The sequence below is a fragment of the Hypericibacter terrae genome (assembly GCF_008728855.1).
In the GTDB taxonomy this organism is placed as follows: domain Bacteria; phylum Pseudomonadota; class Alphaproteobacteria; order Dongiales; family Dongiaceae; genus Hypericibacter; species Hypericibacter terrae.
Genome location: NZ_CP042906.1, coordinates 1487686 through 1507145 on the forward strand (window position 1 = coordinate 1487686; position 19460 = coordinate 1507145).

Annotated in this window: 19 protein-coding genes; 5 read left to right on the plus strand and 14 right to left on the minus strand. The window is 65.1% G+C overall.

Going from position 1 to position 19460, the window contains the following annotated elements; all coding sequences use genetic code 11:
- Nucleotides 1–3 precede the first annotated feature (3 nt).
- The 6 genes from FRZ44_RS06810 to FRZ44_RS06835 form a co-directional block, all read right to left on the minus strand.
- Entirely contained in the window at nt 4–465 is a 462-nt protein-coding gene (locus FRZ44_RS06810) for a DoxX family protein (protein WP_225308579.1), read from the minus strand.
- A gap of 140 nt (nt 466–605) precedes the next feature.
- A complete protein-coding gene (locus FRZ44_RS06815; protein ID WP_151176476.1) occupies nt 606–872 on the minus strand; it encodes a BufA1 family periplasmic bufferin-type metallophore in 267 nt (88 codons plus the stop codon).
- 206 nt (nt 873–1078) lie between these two features.
- Nucleotides 1079–1720: a pyridoxamine 5'-phosphate oxidase family protein gene (locus FRZ44_RS06820; RefSeq protein ID WP_151176477.1), complete on the minus strand. Its 642-nt coding sequence runs from the start codon at nt 1718–1720 to the stop codon at nt 1079–1081.
- Between the two features lie 24 nt (nt 1721–1744).
- The gene (locus FRZ44_RS06825; protein ID WP_151176478.1) at nt 1745–2293 is read right to left on the minus strand and encodes a GlcG/HbpS family heme-binding protein; all 549 of its coding nucleotides are present in this window, start codon (nt 2291–2293) and stop codon (nt 1745–1747) included.
- A 15-nt stretch (nt 2294–2308) separates the two neighbouring features.
- Nucleotides 2309–3250 carry an alpha/beta fold hydrolase gene (locus FRZ44_RS06830; RefSeq protein WP_151176479.1) on the minus strand — a complete coding sequence of 314 codons (942 nt, stop codon included), beginning with the start codon at nt 3248–3250 and terminating at the stop codon, nt 2309–2311.
- A 38-nt stretch (nt 3251–3288) separates the two neighbouring features.
- A complete protein-coding gene (locus tag FRZ44_RS06835) occupies nt 3289–3843 on the minus strand; it encodes a carboxymuconolactone decarboxylase family protein (RefSeq protein WP_151176480.1) in 555 nt (184 codons plus the stop codon).
- Nucleotides 3844–3969: 126 nt separating this feature from the next.
- Between FRZ44_RS06835 and FRZ44_RS06840 the strand changes: the two genes are divergently transcribed.
- Nucleotides 3970–4869 carry a LysR family transcriptional regulator gene (locus FRZ44_RS06840; RefSeq protein WP_151176481.1) on the plus strand — a complete coding sequence of 300 codons (900 nt, stop codon included), beginning with the start codon at nt 3970–3972 and terminating at the stop codon, nt 4867–4869.
- A 9-nt stretch (nt 4870–4878) separates the two neighbouring features.
- Here the strand turns inward: FRZ44_RS06840 and FRZ44_RS06845 are convergent, their stop codons facing one another.
- On the minus strand, nt 4879–5490 hold the full coding sequence (locus tag FRZ44_RS06845) for a CGNR zinc finger domain-containing protein (RefSeq protein WP_151176482.1): 612 nt from the start codon (nt 5488–5490) through the stop codon (nt 4879–4881).
- A gap of 88 nt (nt 5491–5578) precedes the next feature.
- Here FRZ44_RS06845 and FRZ44_RS06850 point away from each other — a divergent pair, with 88 nt between their 5' ends.
- On the plus strand, nt 5579–6508 hold the full coding sequence (locus FRZ44_RS06850) for a DMT family transporter (RefSeq protein ID WP_151176483.1): 930 nt from the start codon (nt 5579–5581) through the stop codon (nt 6506–6508).
- 254 nt (nt 6509–6762) lie between these two features.
- On the opposite strand, the gene FRZ44_RS06855 is transcribed toward FRZ44_RS06850, so the two are convergent.
- The 6 genes from FRZ44_RS06855 to FRZ44_RS06880 all read right to left on the minus strand — a co-directional run bounded on the left by FRZ44_RS06855 (nt 6763) and on the right by FRZ44_RS06880 (nt 15954).
- On the minus strand, nt 6763–7938 hold the full coding sequence (locus FRZ44_RS06855) for an iron-containing alcohol dehydrogenase (RefSeq protein ID WP_151176484.1): 1176 nt from the start codon (nt 7936–7938) through the stop codon (nt 6763–6765).
- 347 nt (nt 7939–8285) lie between these two features.
- Entirely contained in the window at nt 8286–9677 is a 1392-nt protein-coding gene (locus FRZ44_RS06860; protein WP_151176485.1) for an aldehyde dehydrogenase family protein, read from the minus strand.
- A gap of 29 nt (nt 9678–9706) precedes the next feature.
- A complete protein-coding gene (locus tag FRZ44_RS06865) occupies nt 9707–11074 on the minus strand; it encodes a glutamine synthetase family protein (RefSeq protein WP_151176486.1) in 1368 nt (455 codons plus the stop codon).
- Between the two features lie 154 nt (nt 11075–11228).
- Nucleotides 11229–12806 carry an amino acid permease gene (locus FRZ44_RS06870; protein ID WP_151176487.1) on the minus strand — a complete coding sequence of 526 codons (1578 nt, stop codon included), beginning with the start codon at nt 12804–12806 and terminating at the stop codon, nt 11229–11231.
- A gap of 358 nt (nt 12807–13164) precedes the next feature.
- The gene (locus FRZ44_RS06875) at nt 13165–14706 is read right to left on the minus strand and encodes an amino acid permease (RefSeq protein WP_151176488.1); all 1542 of its coding nucleotides are present in this window, start codon (nt 14704–14706) and stop codon (nt 13165–13167) included.
- Between the two features lie 345 nt (nt 14707–15051).
- Entirely contained in the window at nt 15052–15954 is a 903-nt protein-coding gene (locus FRZ44_RS06880) for a LysR family transcriptional regulator (protein ID WP_151176489.1), read from the minus strand.
- A 131-nt stretch (nt 15955–16085) separates the two neighbouring features.
- Here FRZ44_RS06880 and FRZ44_RS06885 point away from each other — a divergent pair, with 131 nt between their 5' ends.
- The 3 genes from FRZ44_RS06885 (at nt 16086) to FRZ44_RS06895 (ending at nt 18851) form a co-directional block, all read left to right on the plus strand.
- The gene (locus tag FRZ44_RS06885; protein ID WP_151176490.1) at nt 16086–17555 is read left to right on the plus strand and encodes a 4-hydroxyphenylacetate 3-hydroxylase family protein; all 1470 of its coding nucleotides are present in this window, start codon (nt 16086–16088) and stop codon (nt 17553–17555) included.
- Between the two features lie 130 nt (nt 17556–17685).
- Nucleotides 17686–18159, plus strand: a complete 474-nt coding sequence (locus FRZ44_RS06890) for a RidA family protein (protein WP_151176491.1) — start codon at nt 17686–17688, stop codon at nt 18157–18159.
- Nucleotides 18156–18851 carry a DUF1028 domain-containing protein gene (locus FRZ44_RS06895; RefSeq protein ID WP_151176492.1) on the plus strand — a complete coding sequence of 232 codons (696 nt, stop codon included), beginning with the start codon at nt 18156–18158 and terminating at the stop codon, nt 18849–18851. Before FRZ44_RS06890 ends, FRZ44_RS06895 begins: the two co-directional genes overlap by 4 nt.
- A 17-nt stretch (nt 18852–18868) precedes the next feature.
- Here the strand turns inward: FRZ44_RS06895 and FRZ44_RS06900 are convergent, their stop codons facing one another.
- Entirely contained in the window at nt 18869–19342 is a 474-nt protein-coding gene (locus FRZ44_RS06900) for an Lrp/AsnC family transcriptional regulator (RefSeq protein ID WP_151176493.1), read from the minus strand.
- Between the last annotated feature and the right edge of the window lie 118 nt (nt 19343–19460).

Sequence of the window (19460 nt, forward strand, 5' to 3'; positions counted from 1 at the left end):
TCGTCAGGCGCGACCGATGGCCCGGTGGCGGATGAAGGCGTCGATCGACCAGCGGCCGGGGCCGCGCAGCAGCAGATAGAGCAGGGGACCGGCCCAGAGCAGATGGTCCGGATAATTCTCCGGATAGACGAAGGTCTGGATCACCAGCGTCTGCGCCAGCAGGGCCGCCGCGGCGGGTCGCGTCAGAACGCCCAGCACGAGGAGTATGGGGCAGGTCAGTTCGAGGCTCGTGGCAAGATAGGCGGCGAGCTCGGGCGGCAGGATCGGAACCCGGTATTCCTCGCTGAACAAGGTGAGGGTGGTGGGATTGCCGAAGGGCAGCTTGGTCAGGCCGGAGCGCCAGAAGGCGAGCGCGACGCCGAGGCGCAGCACCAGCTCCGGCAATGCCAGAGGCACTCGTTCGAGCCATTCGATGAGCGAACGCGCCGCGACGGCAACGCCGCCGGCCGGCCGGTGATCTGACACGATGGGGACTCGCATTCCGGAATTCGACGGAGAGGCTCTCCGTCACGCAAGGGAGCTGCGGTCCGAGGAAGGGCATCGCCCTTCGACGGACCGCAGGAATCTTCAGGCCGTTATCGGACGCCAATGCATTGAAGGCATCGTCACATCGGCTGCATCATGCCGCCGACGATCTTGCTGCAGGTGCCCGCGGGCACATAGATCCAGGAGGCCGGGTCGCCGGCCTTGGTCGAGCTGCCGGCGCAGGAATGGGTGGCCGTCTGGCAGTCGTTCTTGCCGGCCTGCGCGATGCCGTAGCATTTCTCGTTCTTGAAATCGGGCACAGCGGCGGGACCGGCCTTGGCGCTGCTGAGGAGCGCGAGGGTGATAGCGCCGGCGATGGTGGTTGCGGTTACGATTCTTGCCTTCATGTGGGCGTCTCCTTGTTGGGGTTGGCGATGGCCAGAGGATGACCATCGGATTTGATTCACACTACTCACGTTCGCTTGATTTTTCTGTCATCGGGCAGCGAATGAGGCGCCGGAAGGCAAGCTCTCGAAGAGTTGAAGCCGCGTGCCGGCTGCCTCGAGCGTCTCCGGCACGATGGGCGCCGTCATGCATAAATGTTATCGCCGCATCACGGGCTCTTCGTGCCACCGGTTCTTTCCGCTTCCCGCAGGCGCGCGTTCTCCGCTTCCAGAACTTCGATGCGCTCGTCGCGTTCCTGCAGTGCCGCAGCAACATCGGTGGCCTCGAAGCGCTGCGGAATATGTTGCGGGCAGTTCGAATCCCAGGCGGAAACGGTGAAGAGGATCGCCTGCTCGGGACGCGCCCTATAACCTTGCGGCATCAACTTGGCGATCAGCTCGGCATCGTCTTCGACCACGCGGGCCTCGCCCCAGATCTTGATGCGTCGCCGGTGGGCGTAGTCGATGAGGAAGAGCTGGGCCTTGGGATTCTCGGCGAGGTTGCCTTGCGTGATGTACTGCCGGTTGCCGGCGAAGTCGGCGAACCCGATGGTCCGGTCGTCCAGCACCTTCAGGAACCCGGGCGGGCCGCCGCGATGCTGGATGTAGGGCTGGCCCTGGCTGTTGGCGGTGGCGAGGAAGACGCTGGTCTGCGCGCCGATGAATTCGGCCAGGTCGGGCGTCACCCGAGTCTGCCAGGCGCCCTGCTCTTCGATGCGCGCATAGGACCGCCGGGAACCCTTGCGCGTCTGGATGTTCTTCACGGCCGGCGAGAAGGCGACATCGCTGGAATAGACCCGGTCGGTGTTCATGGTTGCCTCCTTGGTATCGAGACATTATTGCGCCAGACGATTCTGGATCCTGGCGAGACCGGCCTCGGCGCAGATCTCGTCGTTCTGCCCGCCCGGAGCGCCGCCGACGCCGATGGCAGCGACGATCTCGCCTTTGACTTTCACGGCGACCGCACCCGGCAGCAGAAAGATATTGGGCAGGGATGCGTAGGCCGATGCGTAGGGATTGGTCTTGAGCTTCTCCACCCAGTCGCCCAAGCGGTCGAAACCGAAGATCGGTCCGAATGTCACCGTCGTATAGGCCTTGCGGAAGCTTGCATCCTTGGTATGGACGGTGCTGCCGTCGCCTTTCGCCTGGAGCTTCACATCGCCGGCGCTGTCGACGACGGAGACGCTCACATGCCATCCATGTTCGCCGCAAACCCGCACGGATTCCGCCGCCGCCTCCATCGCGAGGTCGAGGCTCAAGGCGTTACCGGCAATCTGGGTCTGCGCCACCGCCGCTGTGGGCGTGAATAGAGGCGAGGCAAGGAAACCGGCGAGCGACAGGGCCGCGGCGACCCGTGTCGTGCGGCGCGCTTCACTGAGAGCCATCGGCCGCTCCTGTCTTCACATGGGGCTCCGGAGACGGTCGAGGAACGCCAGGATCTCGGCCGCGATCTCGGGCCCATGCGTCTCCAGCGCGAAATGCCCGGCATCGAAGCCGCGAATCTCGGCGGTTGGCACCAGGGTCTTGAAGAAGTCCCGCCCCTGGATGGTGAAGATCGGGTCGTTGTCGCCCCATGCCACGAGGATCGGCGGCTGCGCGGCCCTCAGATATCTCTGCCAATCGGGATAGCGGGCGATGTTGTCCTTGTACTGGTAAAGCAGCTCCAGCTGGATCTTGTCGCTGCCCGGCCGGTCCAAAAGGGCCTGATCGAAGAGCCACGCATCCGGATTGATCCGATCCACCCGCGTTGCGCCTTGCGTGTATTGGAACCTGGTGGACTGCAGGATGGCCCGGAGGGATTCTTCTGTCACTGCGGTGCGATGGGTCCAGGCGGGAGTGAAGTCCCGCACGATCTCGGGACTCCAGCCTTCGACGTTCACGACGGCATTCTGAACCACGAGGCCCCGCACTCCTTCCGGATGCTTCAGCGCGAGGTGCATGCCGACCGGCCCGCCATAGTCCTGCATATAGACGACGTAGCGCGTGAGGCCGACGGCGGCCGTGAACTCGTCCACCACATCCGCGAGGTTGCCGAAGGTGTAGGTGAACTCATCGGGCGACGGCGCGCTCGAATGACCGAAGCCCGGATAGTCCGGTGCCACCACGTGATACGTGGTCGCCAGCAGCGGGATCAGATCGCGGAACATGTGCGACGAGGAGGGAAACCCGTGCAACAGCAGCAGGGTGGGGGCCGTCTTCGGTCCGGCCTCGCGGTAGAAGATGTCGAGCTCGCGCACCCTGGCGAACTTGTAGGCGACGGGCTCGACGGTGGCGGCCTGGTCAAGGGCGATTGAACCCGGAAGGTTGCCGACCGCGACGATCGGAGCTGTGATCTTGCTCATGATTGGATCCGGATATTGGTGGGAGGGAACCGCGGGCCTCAGGCGACGCGCTGGGATGCCTGAACGACCGGGAAGTCGATCTCGGTCTTCGCAACCTCGTTGACATAGTTGGTCAGGATGTTGAGCGCGACATGCAGCACGATCTCGACGATCTGCGCGTCGTCATAGCCGGCACCCTTCACCGCGGCGATGTCGGCGTCGGTCACGTGACCTCGCTCCGACACGACCTGGGCGGCGAAGCGGAGCGCGGCCGCCGCCTTGGGATCGGCGGAAGTGGCGCGCCGGTTGGCGGCGATCTCGGCGTCGTCGAGCCTGGCCAGGTTCTTGCCGAGATAGCTGTGGGCCGACAGGCAGTAGCCGCAGCCATTGATCTCCGCGACCGTGAGCGCGATCCGCTCGCGGGTGCGGGCGTCGAGCGTGCCTTTGGCGAGCGCACCATTGAGGCCGAGATAACCCTCCAGGGCCGCCGGGCTGTTGGCGACGACGCGGAAGAGGTTGGGGACGCTGCCGAGCTGCTTCTTCACGGCCTCGAGGGCGGGCCTTGCGGCCGCGGGGGCGGCGTCGATCGAAGCGGGTGTCGCGATGCGGGTCATGGCGGATCTCCTGGTTGGGGGCCCGGGATGCTTGGTCGGGCCTTCATGACCGCTATCTGATCCTTTCCATCAGGCGTGACTATCTGGCAGTATTTGGAATGTATCTTCCATTTTACGGAAATGGCGATGGATCGGTTTGAATCGATGTCGGTGTTCGTCGCCGTGGCCGAGGCTCATGGCTTCTCCGCCGCCGCGCGTCGTCTCCGGATCCCGCTGGCGACGGTGAGCCGGAAGGTTTCGGAGCTCGAGGAACTGCTCAAGGTCCGGCTCATCAACCGCTCGACGCGGCAGATCACCCTCACCGAGAGCGGCCGCGTCTATTTCGAATCCGCGCGACGGATCCTGGAAACCCTCGGCGAGGCCGAGCGGGCGGCCTCGGGCGAATATCGGATTCCGCGCGGCGCGCTCACCATCACGGCGCCGATCGTCTTCGGGCGCCTCCACATCCTGCCGGTGGTGGTGGAGTTCCTGCGCGCCTATCCCGAGGTCGAGATCAAGCTGCTGCTGGTCGATCGCCTGGTCGAGCTGCTCGAGGAAGATGTCGACCTGGCGGTGCGGATCAGCGAGCTGCCCGACAGCAGCCTGATCGCCGCGCGTCTCGGCTCCATTGGCTTCGTCGTCTGCGCCAGCCCTGCCTATCTGGCCGCGCGCGGATATCCCGGCCGGCCCGAAGACCTGGCCGACCATGATTGCGTGACGGCGACGACGAGCCCCACCGCCAGGCTCTGGTCGTTCAAGATCGGCAAATCGGTCAGGGAAGTGCCGGTGCGTTCGAGATTGTCGACCACGACCGCCGAGGCCGCCATCGATGCGGCCATTGCCGGCGCGGGCCTGACGCAGGTGCGCGGCTATCAGGTCGTCGAGGCGATCAAGGCGGGGCGCCTCGAGCGCGTGTTGCGCGACTATGAGCCCGATCCCGCGCCCTTGAGCTTCGTCTATCCCAGCGGGCGCCTGATGCCGCGCAAGCTGCAGGCGTTTCTCGAATTCGCGGTGCCGCGCGTCAAGGCGCGGCTGCCGGCGATCTGACCGACGTCCTTACCCCGCGCGCTCTTCCTGCCGGCGCGCGCGGTGACGGCGCGCCTTGGCGCGATTGCCGCAATCGGTCATCGAGCACCAGTGGCGCGATTTGTTGCGGCTGGTGTCGAGGAAGAACCAGCCGCAATTGCTGCCGATGCAGCGCTTGAGCGGCAGGGGCTCGGGCCGCGAGAACAGCTCGGCCGCCTCGGCCGCAAGCAGGTCGGTCACGGAATCGAGATCCCGGCGCGTGCGCTGCCAGGCGAGATGGCCGTCGGCGGGAGCGAGCCGGCGCGAACGGAAGGAGCGGGCGGCTTCCTCGGTCAGATGCTCGACTGCGGCCGCGGGCGTCGGCCTTCCGTCGAGCATCGCGGTCAGGATCTGAAGGATCGACTCCCGGAGCTCGCGCGCGCGTTCCAGGGCCGCTTGATCCGCGGTCTCGCTCTCGGGGGGATCGACGGCGACGCCGGCCATGCCGGCCCAGATGCGATAGTCTGACGGGGTGAGCAGGGAGTCGCGCGGCACCGGCTCGTTGGTCGCGACCAAGCTGTTCACGAAATCGAGGCAGCGATGACCGGCCCGATGGTCGAGCTGGGCGATGGGGGTGCCGGGTTGGCGGGCGATGAAGGTCATATAACCAGTATAAGTCGATTGACAGGTTACTTCAACCCTGCTCCATTATAACCATCAAAATCAATTTAGCTGGTTACCGAGAACCGACATGAATCCAGCCTTCCTCGCGCTGCTTGCCGGCGCTGTCGTCTCCGGGCTCACGCCGCTGGTCGTGCGCTGGATCGAGATCGATCCTGCCGCCGCCGGATTCTGGCGCGTGGCGCTGATGCTGCCGATGCTCTGGATCTGGGGGATGCGCGGCAGCAGGGCGGCGAAACCGACCGCCATGACCGCGCGCGACCGCTGGCTCCTCATCATCGGCGGGGCCGCCTATGGCGCCGACATAGCCGTCTGGTTCTGGTCGATCCAACTCACCAGCGCCGCCAACGCGCAGCTCTTCGCCTATTGCTACCCGCTCTGGGTGGCGCTGGCCGGCACGCTGTTCCTGAGCCAGCATCTCGCGCGCATGGGCTGGGCCGCGATCGCCCTGGGCTTGGGCGGTTCCGCGCTCGTCATCGCCGGCAGCGCCTCGGGCTTCGCGCTCGAGACCGGGCCCAAATTGCTGGGCGACGGCTTTGCGATCCTCGCGGGGCTGCTCTACAGCGTCACCATGATCGCGCAGGGTACGGTCCGCTCGCGCGCCGGCACGCGTTCGGTCCTGCTCTGGACCACGATCGCCGCCTCGGCGGTGCTGCTGCCGGCGGGCTTCGTCAGCGGACGGGACGTGTTGCCCCACAGCCTCGAGCAGTGGGGCGTCATGGCGCTGCTGGGCCTCATGACCTTCGCGGCCCAGGGCCTCGTGGTCTATGCGCTGGGCCGCCTGCCGCTCAATCTCGCCGGCATCGCCGGCAGCCTCAGCGTCGTGGTCGCCGCGATCGGCGGCTGGCTGGTGCTGGACGAGCGGCTCGAGGGCCTGCAGATCCTCGGCGTCGCGATCGTGCTCGCGGCGGTGCCGATGGCCGAGCGCGCGGTGCGGGCGAAGAAGGAGCCGCGTGAGGTTGCTGTTACCGAGCAAGCCCACGCGGTGAAGAGCGCGTAGAGAAAATCTCTTTCCTCCCCCTCATTCGTGAGGGGGAGGGTTGCGCAGGCTTAGGCCGCGGGCGAAGGCCCGCTGTTTCGTTTGATTGCCGGCAAAGCCGGCGCGCGAAGCGGAGACTTAGCCGGAGCTGGGAGAGGGTGCTGCCGCAAGAAGAGCCCGCCTCTCCCAGCTTCGGGTAAGCGCAAGCTGCGCTTGCGCCAACCCTTCGCATCCCTCTCCCCCCGCTACGCGGGCGGAGAGGAAATAAGAAGCGCCTACAGCACCCCGTCGATCGAGGCGATGAACATCTGCTTCATCTCGGCCACGCCCGCCGCCACGGGATTGCCGCCGGTCGAGGGATCGTTGAAGGCCTGTTGCGACAGCGAATCGAGCTTGCTCTTGTCGACGCCCAGATCCTTCAGCGTGTGCGGGATGCCGATCTCCTTGCGCAGCGCCAGCACCCAATCGAGCACGGCGTTGTAGGACGGGTTCTTCAAGCCCAGCCACGAGGCCAGCCGCGTCATCTTCTCGTCGATGGCCTTGCGGTTGAACTGCATCACATAGGGCATCACCACGGCGTTGGTCAGGCCGTGATGGGTGTCATAGACGGCGCCCAGCGGATGGCTCAGCGAATGGATGGCACCCAGGCCCTTCTGGAAGGCGGTGGCGCCCATGGTGGCCGCCGCCATCATGTGAGCGCGGGCCTCGAGGTTCTTGCCGTTCTTCACGGCCTCGGGCAGCCAGTCCTTGATCAGCCGCATGCCTTCGACCGCGATGCCGTCGGCCATCGGGTGATAGCTCGGGACGCAATAGGCCTCGAGGCAGTGCGCCAGCGCATCCATCCCGGTGGCGGCCGTGATCTTGGGCGGCAGCCCGACCGTGAGCGCCGGGTCCTCGATCACGATCGAGGGCTGCACCTTCGGATGGAAGATCAGCTTCTTCTCATGCGTCCGCTCGTTGGTGATGACCGAGACGCGGCCGACCTCGGAGCCGGTGCCCGATGTGGTGGGCACCGCGATGATCGGCGCGATGCCGGCCGGATCGACCAGCTTCCAATTGTCGCCCACATCCTCGAACGCCCAGATCGGATGCTTCTGGCCCGACATCAGCGCGACCGCCTTGCCGGCATCGAGCGCGCTGCCGCCGCCGAAGGCGATCACGCCGTCATGCTTGCCGGCGCGATAGACCTTGAGCCCGTCCTCGACATTCTTGCCGTTGGGGTTGCCCTTGATGTCCGAGAACACGGCCGTGGGGAGGCCGGCCGCCTCGTTGCGCGCGACCGCTTCCTTGATCATCGGCAGGCCGGCCAGGCCCGGATCGGTGACGATCAGCGGGCGCTTCAGGCCCAGCGCCTTGCACATGTCGGGCAGCTCGGCGATGCGGCCGACGCCGAACTTGATGGCGGTCGGGTAGTTCCAATTGCCGCGCAGCGCGGCAGCGTCGTTGGACATGGGATCAGGCCTCTCTCACGCGAAAAACGGTTCAGGTCAGAAGACAATTTATCCCCTCCCCCGTCTTCGGGGGAGGGCGGAGGAGGGGGCTGCTCGGTCGGTGAAACCGGCGCGAAGCGGCCTTGAGTGGTATCCTCTATCGCGTCTTCCCCCTCCCTGACCCTCCCCCGTTCCGGCAGGAGTGTCCGGGGAAAGTTTTCATGAATCGTATCAAAGTGTTGGCGCATATGGATTAGACGTGATCCGTGGGCGTGCGAGACTTAGAACAATAAAAATGAGTCGTTTGAATCCCTTGAGTCCGTTCCCCGGACAGTCCTGCCGTTCCGGGGGAGGGGACGAAGTATGGCTCAGGTCTTGGTGCGCAGATGGAAGGATTTCGGTCGGGTCAGATACTCGTAGCCGACCTGGCTCAGGGTGCAGCCGCGGCCTGAGTCCTTCACGCCCACCCAGGCCAGCGCGGGGTCGAGATAGTCGCAGCGATTCATGAACCAGGTGCCGGTCTCGACGCGGTCGCCGATGCGGATGGCCGCGGCTTCGTCCTCGGTCCAGATCGCGGCGGTGAGGCCGAACGGATTGTCGTTCATCTTGGCAATGGCTTCGTCGTCGGAGGCGACCGGCGCGATGCCGACGGCGGGGCCGAAGCACTCCTCCTGCATGAAGGGATTTCGGCTGTCGAGCTGGGTCAGCACCTGCGGCGCCAGATAGGCGGTGCCGGGCTTGTCGGCGGCGAAATGCCTGGGATCGATCATCGCCTTGGCGCCGGCCTGCACGGCCTTCTGGATCTGGCCGCGGATCTCGTCGGCCGCCCGGCTGCGCACGACGGGCCCGAGATTGGTGCCCTTGTCGAGCGGGTTGCCCAGCTTGTAGCTGTTGGTCAGATCGACGAAGCCGTCGACGAACGTCTTGTAGACGTCCTTATGCACGAAGATGCGCTGGATGCCGCAGCAGGACTGGCCGGAATTGAAGAAGGCGCCGTCGACCAGGTTCTCGATCGCGTGCGTCATGTTGGCGTCGTGGCGCACATAGGCCGGATCGTTGCCGCCGAGCTCGAGGCCGAGCCCGATGAAGCGGTTGGCGGCCGCCTGCGTGACCGCGTGACCGCCGGCGACCGAGCCGGTGAAGGCGACATAGTCGACGGCCGGGTTGCCGATCACCTGCGCGGTGTCGTCATGCGTCAGCACCAGATGCTGGAACAGGCCGGCCGGGAGGCCGGCCGCCTTGAATGCCTCGCCGAAGCGCTCGGCGCAGAGCGGCGTCTGGGCCGAATGCTTGAGGATCACCGCGTTGCCCGCCATCAGCGCCGGCACCACCGCATTGACCGAGGTCAGGTAGGGGAAGTTCCAGGGCGCCACCACGAACACCACGCCCAGCGGCTCGCGGCGGATGAAGCGGGTGAAGGTCGGCTTGGGGCCGACATCGATGTCGGCCAGCACGCGCGGCGCGATATCGATCATATAGCGCGCGCGTTCCTCGAAGCCCCGCACCTCGCCCGGCGACTGGCCGATCGGCCGGCCGATCTGGCGCGTGATCTCCTCGGCGATCTGGTCGCGATGCGAGACGAAGGCGTTGACCGCCGCCGTCAGCAGCTTCTGACGGTCGGCGACCGGGACATGCTTCCAGGCCCGTTGCGCCGCTTTCGCGGCCTTCAGGGCCTTCTCGATCTCGGCGGCGCTGGCATAGGGCCGCTCGACATAGAGGCTGTCGTCGATCGGCGTGATGGTCTTCTGGATGGCGCCCATGGCGTTCGGTCGGTCCTCTTGCAGAAAGGTCAGATGATCTCGAAATAGCGCGCCAGTTCCCAATCGGTGATGTGCTTGCGGAACTCGCGCTCTTCCCATTCGCGGGTCGCGGCGAAATGCTCGACGAATTCCTCGCCGAACAGCTCGTTCGCCGCCTTGGATTTCTTCAGCCGTTGCGCCGCGTCCCACAGGGTATTCGGCAGAGCGAGCTTGGCCGTGGGCTTCAGCTCGTAGGCGTTGCCGACGATGGGATCGGTCGGCTCGAGCTTATGCTCGATGCCATAGAGGCCCGAGGCCAGGGCCGCGGCGAGCGCGATATAAGGGTTCGCGTCGGCCGCGGCGATACGATACTCGATGCGCTGCGACTTCGGCGAGCCGGGGATCACCCTGAGTGCACAAGTGCGGTTCTCGATGCCCCAGGTCGCGTTGGTCGGCGCCCAGAATCCCGGGATCAGCCGCGAATAGGAATTGACCGTCGAGGCCACCATGCCGAGAACCTCGGGCATCAGCTGCTGCTGGCCTGCGAGGAAATGGCGCATGGTCTTGCTCATATTGTGCGGCTGCTTGGCGTCGTGGAACACCGTGGCGCCGTCCTTGCCCTTGAGCGACAGATGGATATGGCCGCTCTGGCCCGGCCAGTTGTTCGACCATTTCGCCATGAAGGTCGCCATCAGCCCGCGGCGCTGCGCCAGCACCTTCATGAAGGTCTTGAAGAGCGCCGCGCGGTCGGCGGATTCGAGCAGTTCGTCGAACGCGATCGCGGCCTCGAGCACGCCCGGCCCCGTCTCGGTGTGGAGGCCTTCGATCGGGAAGCGCATGGTCTCGGCGGTCGAGAGGATCTCGTGATAGAGCTCCGACCAGACCGAGGAGCGCAGGCCCGAATAACCGAAATAGCCCGGCGTCATCGGCTGCAGGTTGCGATAGCCCTTCTCGCGCACGCTCTCGGGCGTCTCGTCGAACAGGAAGAACTCGTACTCGCAGGAGCCGTAGGCCTTGAAGCCCATCTTCTCGGCCTTCGCCAGCACCCGGCGCAGCAGCCCGCGCGGACAGACCGTCTCGGCGCGCTCGACGAACTGGCCGAGGAAGAAGAGGGTGTTCTCCTCGAACGGAATCTCGCGGCAGCTCTCGGGGATCAGGCGCACCAGCGCATCGGGATAGGCGGTGTGCCAGCCGGTGAATTTGGTGTTGTCGTAGAGCTGGTCGTTGGAGTCCCAGCCCAGCACCACGTCGCAGAAGCCGAAGCCGCTTTCGAGCGCGGAAAGAAACTTTGCCTTCGAGATGTACTTCCCGCGCAGCACGCCGTCGATGTCGAAGACGCCGACCTTGATATGGGTGATGCCGCGTTCCTCGACGATCTTCTTGGCATCCGCGAGACTGCGGACGGATTCAGGCTTCATGACGTGCTTCCCCCCGGGGTTTCTTGGCCTTGAGGCATTTGGCCGGCGCCTATTTGCACCCCTCGCGGGGGGCTTGTCAAAATGAGAAAGGGCGCCCCGGAGGGCGCCCTTTCGTAGCCATCAACCCGTTGAATTGTGCGGGTTCGCGCGAGGCCTATTCGGCCGCGCCCAAAGCCTTTTCGCGGGCCGCGATCTCGGCCTGCTTCTTGGCGATCGCATCACCGATTGGTGGACCCTGGAAACGCCGTTTCTCGATCAGGTACCACAAGATCACGCCAACCACGATCATGCCTAGAATCAGATAGCCGACCTTTTCGTTGGGGGGCTGGACGCCAACCGCGATCAGGATCAAGCAGCCGATGACCGCGAAGAGGGCGATCGGCTTGGAGAGGCCGCCGAGGTCAAACGGCCCCTTCTTCGTCCAGGTCTTGCCCTCGACCCTCAACCCGGCGGCGATGGCCATGACGTAAGAGATGTAGAGGAACACGGCGCACCCTGTAGCCAGCACGAAGAACGCATCTGCATAGAGTGTTGCGACAATCGACAGACCCGCCGCCCACCAGATTGCGTTGACAGGCGTCCGGTGGACAGGGCTTACCTTGCGCAAACTAGCGGAGAAGAACGGAACGCCGCCGTCACGAGAGAAGGCATAGAGCATGCGCGAGCAGGAAGTGAGACCCGAGAGCGCGCAGAGGAAGTTCGACACGACGATGACGATGTAGAGGATCTTGCGCAGGATGTCCGGCATCGGCGAAGACGCCATCACATAGTTGAAGGAGCCCCAGCCCGTCTTGGCAGCCTCTTCCGTAGAGGGCATTGCGAGTACGAAGGCGCAGACCATGACGTAGCCGAAGAGGAACGACCACCAGACCGATCGGTACATGCCCTTCGGCACCTCGACAGCGGCATTCCGGGTTTCTTCCGAGGTGTGGCCAGAGGCGTCGAAGCCGGTGATCGTGTAGACGCCCTGCAGAAGCCCGAGTGTAAATGCGATGAAGATCGAGCTCTGCACCGTCGGCCAGACGCCGCCGCCGGCATCGCCGGTGTAGTTGGTGAAGGTGAAAAGCCGCGAGAAGTCGATACTCGGCGCATAGACCAGCAGCGCGATCGTCAGGACTACCGAGCCGACGAAGATCAGATAGCCCGAGAAATCGGTGAGGATCGTCGTCAGGCGGATGCCACGATGATTGATGATCGCCTGGAGGGCGGTGATGATCGTGATGAAGATGGTCTGGATCCACCAGCCGGTATCCAGCATGCCGGCCGAGGTCCAACTGGTCACGTCCATGCCGAGCACGCCCGCGAGGAAGAGGTCGCGGAACAGCAGGAACACGCCGAAATTGACCGAGGATACGACGAAGAGCAGGCCCGCCAAGTTGAACCAGGCGGCGGCCCAGCCCCAGCCCTTGCCGCCCAGCATCGACGCCCAGTGATAGATGCCGCCCGCGGTCGGGTAGGCCGAGGCGATCTGGCCTAGCGAGATCGACACGACGAGCGCGAAGAGACAGGCGAGCGGCCAGCCATAACCGATCGAGGCGCCGCCGGCCGCGCTGAACGCAGCCGGGAAGGCGGTGATGCCGCCGGCCAGGATGCAGATGATGGAGAAGGAAATCGCGAAATTCTGGAATCCGCCCATGCGGCGCGACAGCTCCTGGGCGTAGCCCATACTGTGCAGCTGCTTAACGTCGTCCTCGCCCCCATGGTAGCCGGGGTCGTTATGGCTCTGTGACATGATCGAATGCATCCCCTGAATGTGAGCTATGAGCGCGCAGCTCATGACGCGCCGGGCGACTGCCGACTGCCGGTTGCGCCCGGCGGTCTTTCACTGTGAGAACGTCGCCCCGATTCTCGGCTCGTTGAAAGCCTAGCGGATGGGCTTGGCCCCTCCAATGGCGTCGCGGCTCCCCAGAAGGGGGATGTGATTAACTTCCTGTAATGATTCGCCGGAAGCTGTCCGAAAGGTCAATCAATCGGCATAGTTAATGGGTCAAGGGCCCTGCTGGGCTTTGGCCGCTTCGACCCCGAAAACGGACAAAAAGAGAGGGGATGGTCGCCCATCCCCTCCCGCAATGCGGTTGTTAAACCGACGATCAGTGACCCATCGCCTTGGCCTTCGCCCGCTCGGTATTGGCGAAATCCTCTTCCGGCGATTTCACCAGATGATGGCGGCCATAGACCGCGAAATAGACCAGGCCCACGGCATACCAGGCGGCGGCGCAATAGACGCCGTCCCGATAGATCGGGTCCTGCAACTGCATATAGAGCGTGACGATCGCGATCGCCAACGTCACCAACGCTCCCGGCACGCCGACCGGGCTGCGATAGGGGCGGTCGATATGCGGCAGGTTCTTGCGCAGCAGGATGAAGGAGATCGCCTGGAAGCCGTAGGAGATCGTCGCCCCGAACACCGCCATGTTGAGCAAGGTGCCGCCGATGATGGCGCCGGCATCCGCACCGCGGACCCAGAACACGATCAGCATCAGCAGGAACCCGACCAGCGAGCCCACGATCAGCGCCACATGCGGCACCTTATGGGTGCCGTGGGTGAGCGACAACATGCGGGGCAGGTAGCCGGCGCGCGAGAGCGAATAGATCTGGCGTCCTTGCGCATAGATGATCGTATGCAGGCTGGCGACCAGTCCCACCACCGCCAGCAGCGCCAGCACATTGGCCAGTTGCGGCAGCGTCACGCGGAAGCCGTCGAGGATCGGCTCGGCCGACGCCTTCAGATAGAAGGCGCCCACATTGGTGCCGTCGCCGACCGGGATGCCGGGATTGAGGAAGGTGATCAGGGTGGCGGAGACACAGAGCGTGAGGATGCCCAGCATCAGGCCCTTGGGCATGTCGCGCTTGGGGTCGTGGCTTTCCTCGGCCGCGAGCGGCAACTGCTCGATCGCGAGGAAGAGCCAGACGGCGAAGGGCAGGGCCGCCAGCACGCCATGCCAGCCCAGCGGCAAGAGCGGTCCGCCACCGTCCGGCAACTGCACCATCGCGCCGGTCTCGTCGGTGCCGATGTTCAGCGCATAGCGCGAGAAATCGAAATGCGGGATCGCGCTGATCCAGAACACCACCAGCACGGCGAGCGCCAGCAGGGTGACGATGACGGACACCCGGAAGGAGAGCTCCACGCCCAGCAGATTGAGGAGAAGGAACGCGGCGTAGAAGACGATCCACCAGACGGGTTGCGCCGAGTTTGCGGCGAGCCAGCTGTCGGCGCCGAATATTCCGCCCCAGATGCCGCCCATATAGGAGCCGATGAAGAAGGTGATGACGGCCGGCGTCACGACATATTCGATGTTCTCGGCCAGGCCCGTCACATAGCCGCCCCAGGGCCCCATCGCCGACCGGGCGAAGGAATAGGCGGCGCCGGTATGCGGCAAGGCCGGCGACATCTCGGCCAGGCAGAAGCAGAGGCCGACATACATGATGCCGATGATGATGCCGGCGAACAGCAGGCCGCCCCAGCCGCCGACGCCGATGCCGAAATTCCAGCCCGAGAAATGTCCCGAAATGACGGCGCCCACGCCGAGCGCCCAGAGCGAGCCGACACGCGCATAGCGCCGCATGCCGCGCTTCTCGAAATATTCCGCGCCGACAGTCTCATATCGGACGCCGCCTGCTTCTTCAGCCATGTCGAATATCCCCCTTTGCTACGGTGATGACACTGCCGGTCATGACCCGGGGGTTTTTGATGCGATGACCCGCGTTTGGATTGGCGGGGCAGACTCCCATCCCGTCCCGCGCCCGCTGGTCGTCGCTTGCGGTTTCCGGTCCCTTGCTGTGACCGAAAGCCTGCGTTCCCCCTTGGTCAGCCGCGAGAAAGATGAAGGAATTTTAATGCGGTTGCCAAGACAAACAGCTTGCCGCTGGAGGTTGTCTCGCAATCCATTGATTAAGAATGATTTTGTAGGTCTTCGCCGGTCGCGGCGCGGCGGAGCGGAGTCCCCCGAGTCTGGCTGGAATCCGGCCTGACGATCTCAGGGGCTGCCGGCAAAATGCTCGCGGCAGAACTCGGCGAAACGCTGGGCGGCGCGGGTGGGCCGCGCCCCGGCCAGGCTGGCCAGCCCGAGCCGCTGGGCCGGCACCGGCTCCTTGACCGGCCGATAGGCCAGCCGCTGGCCGTCGAGGGCCCGGTCGTTTTCCGGCCGCGAATGCATCAGCGCATAGCCGAAGCCGTTGGCGACCAGGCCGCGCACCATCTCGAGCGAGGTCGTCTCATGCGCGATCCGGGGCTCGAGCCCCCGGGCGCGCAGAATGGAAAGGAAGTGGTCGCGGCTCTGCGGCAGGTCCAGCAGGACCAGCGGTTCCTCGACCAAGTCGGCCAGCGCCACCAGCTTTCTCGTCGCGAAACGATGGCGAACGGGCAGCATCACATAGAGCGGGACTTCGGCCAGGGTCTCGAAGGAGAATTCCGGCCCGAGCCCGAGATCGTAGGTCAGGCCGAGGTCGAAGCGGCCGCGGCGCAGGCCTTCGAGCAGCCCCGCCAGATGCTCCTCGCGCACCCGCACCGTCATATCGGGGAAGCGCCCCTTGAGGGCGCGCAGCATGCCGGGGATGCGCATCGGCGCGAAAGTCTGGAAGCAGCCCAGCTCGATCTCGCCGCCCGGCCGCTGGCTCAGATCGAGCGCGCCCTGGCGGAGCTCCTCCGCGTGGGCCAGGAGATCCGTGGCCTCGGTCTGCAGACGGCGTCCCGCCGGCGTCAGCGACAGGCCTTGCGCGTGATGGCGCAGGAAGAGGTCGAGCCCCAGGCTCTCCTCGAGCTCGGCAACGGCGGCCGACACCGAGGGCTGCGAGATGTTGAGCCGGCGTGCGGCGGCCGTGATCGTGCCGGTCTCGGCGGCCGCCACGAAATAGCGCAGCTGCTTGAGCGTGAAGGACATAGGCGAATCCTATGCAACTCGTAGAAAAATAATATTTCCCCTTTTATGGACCCGAGGTCAAGAATGCCTCCGATCCGCAGGGCCATGGCGTTGCGGGCCTCTCGGGCCATCGGCAAAACGACGGGGACGACATGATCAGAACGGGCGAGCAATACCGTGAATCGCTGCGCGACGACCGCGCGGTCTGGATCAATGGCGAACGCGTGAAGGATGTGACGCGCCATCCCTCCTTCAAGCCGATCGTCGATGCCCGCGCCCGCATCTACGACATGGCGCACGACCGCAACGCTCCCGTCATGACCTACACCGACGAGGAGACGCGCGAGACCAACTGCATCGGCTACAAGCTGCCCCACAGCCAGGACGACTGGCAGGCCAAGCGGCGCGCCGTCGATACGGTGATGAAGGATCTGGGCGGCGTCGTCATCCGCGTCGGCGACGAGACCATCGGCGAGATGTGGTCGCTCTATGACGGCCAGGACGTGCTGCGCGAGGTCGATCCGCGCTTCGCCGACAACATCAAGAATCACATCTGGAAGGCGCTGCGCTCCGACACCTTCCATGTCTCGGCCAACACCGACCCCAAGGGGGACCGGTCCAAGCGTCCGCAGGACCAGGATCCCGACATGCTGCTGCATGTGGTCAAGGAGACCGATGCCGGCATCGTCGTGCGCGGCGCCAAATACGAGACCGCGGCCGCCTATTCGAACCAGGCCTTCGTCAAGCCGACCATCGCCAACTGGGGCGACGACAAGCTCTCGGACTATGCCGTGGGCTTCATCTGCGAGATGAACCGGCCCGGCATCAAGCATATCTGCCGCACCGGCTTCGCCGGCCGCGCGCCGGCGCGCGACTATCCGCTCTCGAACAAGTTCGACGAGGTCGACACGCTGCTGATCTTCGACAATGTGCTGGTGCCCTGGGAGAACGTTCTGTTCTACCGCCACACGCGCGCGGCTTCCTTCATTCGCGGCACGCTCCACCGCTACAGCGCCTTCCCCTTCGTGCTGCGGCTCCTCTATGTCGCCGACATGATGATCGGCGCCGCGCTCTTCAATGTGCGCCAGACCGGCCTCGACCAGCAGCAGGCGGTGCGCGAGAAGCTGGCGCTCCTGGCCTGCTATCGCGAGACAATCAATGCCCATATGACGGCGGCGATCGCGCTCGCCGAGAAGAGCCCGGCGGGTCTGCTGATGCCCAACCAATCGCTGCTCTATACCGGCCGCGTCCATGCCTGCTCGAAGCTGCCGGAGATGATGCATCTCGCCCGCGAGCTCTGCGGCGGCCAGATCTGCGTGACGCCGGACTCCGCGACCTTCGACCATCCGGAGACCAAGCCCTGGATGGACAAGTTCTATAGCGTCAACGAGTACTGGGTGGCCGAGGACCGGCGCAAGCTTTTGGCCTTCGCCCGCGATCTGCTCAATTCCGACTATGCCGGCCATCGCGTGACCTTCGAATTGTTCGCGCAGTCGCCGCCCTTCGCCCATCTCAACGCCGTCTACATGAATTTCGGCTGGAACGGTCCGCTCGATTTCGTGCGCAAGGCGGCGGACCTCTCCGAGAAGGTCATGGAGCAGGGCAAGAAGAAGCCGGCCTGACACCCGCCAGCCGTTGGAATGGCGCCCACTACGGCCAGAAATTTAACGGCAGAGGCAGCGATCGGCTTGCAGCGGCGAGCCGCTGCGGCGACGATGTCGCCTGCGCATCCGACCCCAACAGAGGACGACCATGAGCCATATCCGCAAGCGTAAGTTCAACACCCGCGACACCTATCCGGAGCAGAAGCTCGACAACGATCTCTGCATGTCGGTGCGCGCCGGCAATCACGTCTTCCTGCGGGGCCAGGTCGGCCAGGACCTCAAGGGCCGTATCGTCGGGGTGGGCGACCCGGCGGCGCAGGCCGAGCAGGCCATGAAGAACGTGAAGGTGCTGCTGGAAGAGCAGGGCGCGCGGATGGAGGATATCTGCAAGATCACGGTCTATATCACCGACCGCGCCTATCGCGAGCCCGTCTACAGGACCGTGGGCAAGTGGCTCAAGGGCGTCTATCCTTGCTCGACCGGTCTCATCGTCCAGGGTCTGGCCCGTCCGGAATGGGTGATGGAGATCGACGTCGAGGCGGTCATCCCGGAAGACCGCACCGCAAAGGAAACCCGGGCCGCCAAAGGGGGGCGGGCAAAGAAGAAAGCGAAGGGGAAATGACGTTCTCGATCATCGGCCGTTGCGAGCGGACAGGCATGTTCGGGGTGGCGATCACCACCTCGAGCATCGCGGTCGCCAGCCGCTGTCCCTGGGCGCGTGCCGGTGTTGGCGCGGTCTCGACCCAGAATGTTACCGATCCCGCGATCGGCCCGCGCACCCTCGACGCGATGGAGAAGGGCGCGGGCGCCACCGATGCTCTCCACGGCGTCATGAGCCAATCGGCGCATGCGGAGTACCGGCAGGTGATCGCCATCGACCGTCATGGCGCGACGGCGTTCCATGGCGGCGTCAAGACGCTGGGCACGCATGCGATCAATCCAGGGCGCGACTGCATCGCCGCCGGCAATCTTCTGCGCAACACGAACGTGCCGAAGGCGATGATCAAGAGCTTCGAGTCCAACGTCGGCGTTCACCTGGCCGAGCGGCTGCTGCGCGCTCTTGAAGAGGGCGTGGTCGCGGGCGGCGAGCTGGGCCCGGTCCATTCCTGCGGGCTGATCGTGGTGCGCGACCGGCCCTGGCCGCTGGTCGATCTCCGGGTCGACTGGGACGACGCGGCGCCGATCGCCCATCTGCGCCAGCTCTGGAACGCCTATGAGCCGCAGATGGAGGCCTATCAGACGCGCGCGGTCGATCCGGCCTCGGCACCCGCCTACGGGGTGCCGGGCGATCCGGGTGCCAATCCCCTGCGTTGAGCAGGTCGGGACACGCGTCAGGTTTGGCGACGTTCCGTCAGCGGGATTGCCGTCTCCGATTTGACCCGATCGAGCACGACCAGGCTTTCGAACCGGCGAATATGCCGCTCGAAAAGATGCCGCCGGGTGAAGGCTTCGTAGTCGGCCACGTCAGCAGCGGTGACGATCAGCACGAAATCGGCCGGCCCGGTGACGTAAAGGCACTGCTGTACCTCCGGCGCCCGGCGCATCGCCTGCTTGAACTCGTCCACAAGATCGGGCCGTTCGCGTTCCAACGTCACCATCAACACGACGGTGACCCGCATGCCGACCGCGGCTGGTGCCAGCAGCGACACGTCCCGCTCGATCACCCCTTCGTCGCGCAGCCGCTGGACGCGTCGTAAGCAGGCCGCCGCCGACAGGCCGGCGATCGTCGCCAGCTCTTCTCCGGTCAGACGGTTGTTTTTCTGAAGGGCGTCGAGCAGACGCCGATCGAAGTCGTCGAGCTCCACCTCGGGCCCCGTCGGTTCGTTCCTCGCATGGCGAGCCCATCATAGCGAGATTGCCGCGTCGGACGGACGTTTTTGCGGTAAATCCGCAGGCACTGGGCACTAGTTTGAGGGCAACCGG